4 protein-coding genes are annotated in these 6,927 nt (G+C 42.4%); 3 read left to right on the forward strand and 1 reads right to left on the reverse strand.

Annotated features, from left to right (window positions below; all coding sequences use genetic code 11):
- Nucleotides 1-3 precede the first annotated feature (3 nt).
- From D0T50_RS12365 to D0T50_RS12375, 3 genes are read left to right on the forward strand one after another with little or no spacing between them, the layout of a single operon-like run.
- A complete protein-coding gene (locus tag D0T50_RS12365) occupies nucleotides 4-1,200 on the forward strand; it encodes a glycosidase (RefSeq protein ID WP_163223837.1) in 1,197 nt (398 codons plus the stop codon).
- 33 nt (nucleotides 1,201-1,233) lie between these two features.
- A complete protein-coding gene (locus tag D0T50_RS12370) occupies nucleotides 1,234-2,670 on the forward strand; it encodes an MFS transporter (protein ID WP_163223838.1) in 1,437 nt (478 codons plus the stop codon).
- 2 nt (nucleotides 2,671-2,672) lie between these two features.
- Nucleotides 2,673-3,860, forward strand: a complete 1,188-nt coding sequence (locus tag D0T50_RS12375) for an AGE family epimerase/isomerase (protein WP_163223839.1) — start codon at nucleotides 2,673-2,675, stop codon at nucleotides 3,858-3,860.
- An 83-nt stretch (nucleotides 3,861-3,943) separates the two neighbouring features.
- Here D0T50_RS12375 and D0T50_RS14005 read toward each other — a convergent pair whose 3' ends face one another.
- Entirely contained in the window at nucleotides 3,944-6,379 is a 2,436-nt protein-coding gene (locus D0T50_RS14005) for a response regulator (RefSeq protein WP_163223840.1), read from the reverse strand.
- Between the last annotated feature and the right edge of the window lie 548 nt (nucleotides 6,380-6,927).

Below are 6,927 nucleotides of genomic sequence, written 5' to 3' on the forward strand. Positions count from 1 at the left end.
AATATGAGTTTATTTGAAGAAAAAATTAAAGCGCTGTTGGATGCACACAACGACTTGTTGGCACTTCCTAACGAAGCAGCAGAAAATGGGAATGGGGTGGTTACCCGCTATAAAAACCCGGTACTAACCGCTGAGCACACTCCTTTGTTTTGGCGTTACGATTTTGACGAGAAGTCAAATCCATATTTAATGGAGCGTATCGGCATGAATGCTGTTATGAATTCGGGTGCATTGAAGTGGCAAGGCAAATACCTGTTGGTGGTACGTGTAGAGGGAGTTGATCGGAAATCTTTCTTCGCTGTAGCCGAGAGTCCTAACGGAATTGATAATTTTCGCTTCTGGGACTATCCGGTAACGATGCCCGAAGATGTAATACCCGCTACAAATGTGTATGATATGCGTCTTACCGCCCACGAAGATGGCTGGATTTATGGAATCTTTTGCGCGGAAAGACATGATGACATGGCTCCGTCGGGCGATTTATCTGCAGCAACGGCTACCGCAGCTATTGCCCGTACCAAAAACCTTAAAGAGTGGGAACGACTACCCGACCTGAAAACAAGGTTCCAACAACGCAACGTGGTATTACACCCCGAGTTTGTAGATGGCAAATACGCACTCTATACCCGTCCGCAGGATGGTTTTATCGATACAGGCAAGGGAGGCGGCATTGGTTGGGCATTGGTAGACGATATGACTAACGCCATAGTAACCGAAGAAAAAATCATCGATCACCGCTATTACCACACAATTAAAGAGGTGAAAAATGGCGAAGGACCGCACCCTATAAAGACATCAAAAGGGTGGCTTCATCTGGCGCATGGTGTGCGCAATTGTGCCGCCGGACTACGTTATGTGCTCTATCTTTATATGACTGCTCTTGATGATCCTACCCGGTTGATAGCCGAACCTGGCGGATACTTCATGGCACCCGAAGGGATAGAACGGCTAGGCGATGTCTCTAATGTCCTTTTTTCTAACGGATGGATTGCAGATGATGACGGAAAACTCTATATTTACTACGCTTCTTCGGACACGCGGATGCATGTGGCTACTTCTACTGTCGATAAGTTGGTAGACTACTGTCTTCATACGCCCAAGGATGGTTTTTCATCTTCTGCTTCGGTAGAGACGATAAAGAGGCTGATAGATAAGAATAGGAGCCTTACCCCGAACTTCTCCAAAGGAGAGGGAGTTTGAGATAGTTTGACTGATATTAAATAATAATAGTAAATGCAAAACATACAACACAAAGCTAACCCTTCTCCCTCTCCTTTGGAGAGGGCTGGGGTGAGGCTAAAAGAGAAAATAGGTTATGGGTTTGGAGATATGTCGTCCTCCATGTTCTGGAAGATATTTTCTTACTATTTACCTATATTTTATTCCAACATCTATGGGTTGACGCTGGAAGACACAGCATTGCTGCTGCTGGTAACACGTATATGGGATGCTATTTCGGATCCTATGATGGGCATCATAGCCGACCGTACCCATACCCGTTGGGGTAAGTATCGTCCCTATTTGCTTTGGGTAGCTCTTCCGTTTGCCATTTGTGGTATATTGCTCTTCACCACTCCCGAGCTTGGACGAACCGGAAAGTTGGTATGGGCATACGTCACCTATATCATGATGATGACGGTATATACCGGTATCAACGTGCCCTACGGTGCTATGCTTGGTGTAATGACCGATGACTCGGACACAAAAACCGTATTCTCTTCCTACCGTATGTTCTTTGCTTATGGTGGTAGCTTCCTCGCTTTGTTTACTTGGGAACCACTCTGTAACTTCTTTCAGGGAGACTCTACATCGCAAGCTGCAAGCTGGCAATATTCCATGGTGGTAATTGCTTTTATCTCTATGATTGGATTCCTGCTTTGCTTCAGTATGACCCGCGAACGAATAAAAAGCATCTCTACCGTGTCGATAGGAAAAGACTTCCGGTCGTTGTTATCCAACACTCCGTGGTGGATATTGATTGGCGCAGCTTTGTGCTCTAACTTATTCAATACGGTGCGTGGTGCAACTGCGGCCTATTTCTTCAAGGATTACATTGGCGATGATATGTTTCTGAATTTTGGCGATTTATCCATTCTGTTCTATGCCGGGTTGTTTCTTGGAGTAGGCGAGGTGGCTAACATGGTAGGCGTTGTACTGGCTGTTCCTCTTTCGCGTAAGCTGGGCAAGAAATCTACCTATATATCAACAATGGTTGCATTGGCATTCCTGAGTATCTTGTTCTTCTATCTACCTGTTAGCCCCGTTGGGCTTTGGATGATGCTTATCATGCAAGTGGTTATTTCTACTTGTACAGGAATAGTATCTCCACTGGTTTGGAGTATGTATGCCGATGTGTCCGACTATGCGGAATTAAGAGACGGAACGGCATCTACCGGACTTATCTTTTCCTCCTCCTCTATGGCTCAGAAATTTGGTGGCGCCTTTGGTGGCGCGGTAGTCATGTGGATACTTGCTTTCTTTGGCTATAATACCGAGATGGGAGCAGTGCAAACACCTGAAGCACTAATCGGACTGAATTTGCTCATGAGTTGGATACCTGCTGCTGTTGCAGTTGTTGCTGTGGTAGTGGTTTATTTCTATCCGCTGACAAAGGAGCGGGTGGCAGAGATAGATGAAAAGCTGAAAATTATACGTAAAGACCAACAATAGTGATGGGTATTCGGAAATTGCAACAGGAAGCACGGGAGGTGTTGGAAAATAACATCCTGCCTTACTGGATGAACAATATGGTAGACCGTGAACAGGGTGGTTTTTATGGACGAATAACAGGCGAAGAGCAGCTAATGGCTGATGCTGATAAAGGTAGCATCCTGAATGCCCGAATACTTTGGACTTTTTCTGCGGCTTATCGTCTGCTGGGCAATAAAGAGTACCTTGCAACCGCTACTCGTGCAAAAGAGTATTTGCTACAACACTTTATAGATAAGCAGTATGGTGGAGTTTATTGGTGCCTCAATAGCCAAGGAGAGCCTGTAGACACCAAGAAACAGATTTACGCCATAGGCTTTGCTATCTACGGCTTGAGCGAGTATTATCGTGTTACCAACGACAGCGAGGCATTGAAACACGCTATTGCCTTGTTCGAGTGTATAGAAGAGCATAGTTTCGATGGTGCGAACAATGGTTACTTCGAGGCTTTTACCCGCACATGGGAAGAAATAGGCGATATGCGTTTAAGCGATAAGGATGCTAATGAGCGTAAAACAATGAATACGCACCTGCATATTTTAGAACCCTATACCAACCTTTATCGTGTATGGAAAGACGAACGGTTGAAGAAGCAACTCCATAATCTTATTCTTCTTTTTGTCGAGAAGATAAGAGACGCTTCTACCGGACATCTTAATCTTTTTTTCGACGATACATGGAACGTAAAGAGTAGCATTCTTTCTTACGGACACGATATTGAAGCCTCTTGGCTTATTCACGAAGCGGTACTTCTTTTAGATGATAAGGAACTGACAGCCCGTGTTGCTCCTGTTGTGCAACAAATAGCTTGTGCTGCTTCCGAAGGGATTTCCGCTTCGGGTGGCATGGTTTACGAGAAGAATGCAGTTACAGGGCATACCGATGGCGACTACCATTGGTGGGTGCAGGCAGAGGCTGTAGTGGGCTATCTTAGCCTGTATCAACATTTTAAGGATGAGTCTGCACTGAACAAAGCCGTTTGTTGTTGGAACTTCATCAAAGAGAACCTACTGGATACGAAATATGGCGAATGGTATTGGAGCCTTACTGCAGCAGGTGTTACCAACCGTGTCGACGATAAAGCAGGATTTTGGAAATGCCCTTATCACAATGGTCGGGCCTGTTTAGAGATTATCGAACGTTTTGTTTAAAAAGATAGGGGTGCTTCTTTGTGAAATGCACCCCTCTTGTTTTTTACTTTTGTAACCAAGAGTAAAAATCGCTCCTTGTGTTGTTAGCTTGTATATTCCGCGATCTTTTCCAACAAATAACCGGCCTTTATGGGTTTCGACATATAGTCATTGCACCCGGCATCAATTGCTTTCTTCTTATCGCTGTCGAAGGCAAAAGCTGTTACGGCAATAATGGGGATCTCCCAATCTGTTTTACGGATTTCGCGGGTGGCTGTAAGTCCATCCATCTCGGGCATACTTACGTCCATTAAAATAAGGTCTGGTTTCTCCGTTTTATACATTTCAATAGCTTCAAGCCCATTGTACGCACGGATTAATTTGTACTTGTCTCGGATAATACTGGTTAGCAGAAAGAAATTACTATCTGTATCTTCTGCTACCAATATTACCGGCTTTCTTTTTGTTGTTGTGCTAGATTCTTTCTTTTCGGGTTTAGACTGTATATTTTTATTCTTGCCATTTGTAGGCATTTCTTGATTCGGGTCGTAGGGGTGTGTGAACCAGAATGTAGAACCTACACCAAGTTCCGATTCAACACCTATTTCTCCATGCATTTGCGTTACTAAACTCTGGCAGATAGAGAGTCCGAGTCCGGTTCCTGCTACAAAATGATTGAGCTTTACGAATCGGTGGAATACGGAGTCTAAATCTTGTTTAGCTATTCCAGAGCCAGTATCTTTTACATAGAATTTAACGGTTTTTCTATCTACTTGATAGTAACCAATAGATATTTGTCCTTCGGTGGTAAACTTCAACGCGTTGTTGATGAAGTTATTGAGTATCTGCGTGAGTCTGTTTTCATCACTGTAGATATAGCAGGAAGACATCTGCTGCTCAAATATTACTTTCACAGGACTGTTTTCGGTTTTCAACTGGTAGTAATGCAACACCTCGTTAAAGAGTTTGTTTACATCCACAACAGTATTTACTATTTCGAGCGTACCGGCCTCTATCTTTGATATATCTAAAATATCGGATATGAGTTGCAGCAGCAGGTCGCTGTTTTTTTGTACAATGTTGAAGTATTCCTCTTTTTCTTCTTTTTCTTCAGCTTCTACCAGCAGTTCGGAGAATCCGATGATGGCATTGAGTGGTGTACGTATTTCATGACTCATATTGGCAAGGAAAGCCGATTTCAATCGGTCGCTGATTTCTGCTTTCTCTTTTGCTTCAATAAGTTGTTCTTTCTTCTTTTGCGATTCGGTAATGTCCGAGAAGAGGCAAATCATCTCACCGGGACGGGTCGAATACATGATAAGGCGAGCTAATACACCGCTCTTTTCAAAACGAAAATCAGTGTCTATATAATTGTTGTTACGCAATGCTTTTTCAATAACCATTAGCATTTCGTTGAATTGCGGAACTATTTCGCTACCTCTCATACCAATAAACTTACTGATGTCTTCTTTGTACATTAGCTCTACCGAGTCGTTGGCATCCATCAAGGTATAGTCTATCAGCTTGTTTCTTTCACTATATATAAGGTTCATGCGCATGTAGCCCAACGGCATCTTTTCATAGAGGTTTTGCAAGTAAGCTTTGTCTTGCTTAACCTCTTTTTCAGAGCGTTGTAGCTGTATGCAAAGTCCCACAATGTTGAAGAGTGCTGTAATCCAGGCTTCGTCTTCTTTGGTCCATGTATGAAAACCATGCACAATGTCGACTCCGGCATAACCCCATGCACCCTCTTTAGACATTAAAGGCACAACAAATAAAGAGTTGATATCCTGTATGCTAAGGAATTCTTTTTCAGGGTCGGCCTCTTTGGGTAGGTCGTCGAGCGTAGATAGTACTACGGATTTTCCACTCTTGATATGATCTGTCCACCAGGTGTTCATCTCAAAGGGGAGGTCTACCAACATGTCAATTTCTGGTTTTACGTTGCTGTCTACAGCTTCGTAGGTACAGGTTTGTGTGGAGGCCTTCCAGTTGTATTCAAAGATATAGGTACGTCCTGCTTTGAATTGTTTGAGGATGTCCTTTAATATCCGGTTGATAACAGCATCAGCGTCATCGGTGGTAAGTAAAGATAATAATAAGTGAGATATATTGCTTAACTGGAATAAAAGATTGTTGGTGCGCAAGCTTGTTGCTTGTTCTGTGACTGTAGCTTCGGGGTCTTCAATCCGTTGCATATAGCCGGTACTTACGATGTGTCCGTCCGGCGTTTGTCGATTCATTTCTTTAGCGTGTATCCATACAAGACCGTTAATGGTTTCCAAGGGGAATACATCATCAAAAAAAGTCTTGGAGGTGGGCGTTAGAAATTCAAGCTGTATCCTATCACGATAATCTTCACGAATCATTGCAATGAATGTTTCGTAAGGTAGTGTTTCCGATGGAAGGTTTAATTGCCTTCTAACAAAATCGGAAAACACAAGATTATGTGCTTCGCTGTCTTTTACCCACCAGCCGATTTTTTTATCTTCTAGTATTTGGGCCAAGATCTGCTTTTCGTCAAAGATATTCTTCTCCACTTTGTCTGTTTTGAATGTCGAATAATGCGCAACTTTATATTAGGTGCTGCAAAGCTAATGAAAAAAATACAATATGCAATAGTTTATAAGATTCCTTTGTAAAATATTTGTTTTTATGTATCTTTTTATTCTTTTTTATGCTTCCTGTGAGTCTCTGTAGCCGTTTTTTAGTGCAATAAAAACGTATTGAAAAAATAATTGAAAAGATGATTTAATGCGCTTTTTGTTAGCAAAAATAAGATGAAAACGTACTTCAATTCTGCGGACAAATGCTTTATATAAGGCGTAATTTTGTCATTATTTTTGCACAATTCAATTAAACGCGAGTTTCGCGAGTTTCGCGGAGGGTTAGTTAAAATTCAATTAAACGCTGAGTTACGCTGAGCTTTTAGTTACGATGCCGCATGGTAACCCCGTAACGGGTTCAATACCTATAACCGCGGGTGAAGCCCAGTCGTGTTCGGAAGATGTATCTTTCTGATACATAGAGTTTTTCATTATTTAAATACTAAACGTTTATCTTTTTCGTTATATAAAACAACATCAAT

It is taken from the genome of Bacteroides sp. 214, assembly GCF_010501015.1.
Classification (GTDB): domain Bacteria; phylum Bacteroidota; class Bacteroidia; order Bacteroidales; family Bacteroidaceae; genus Bacteroides.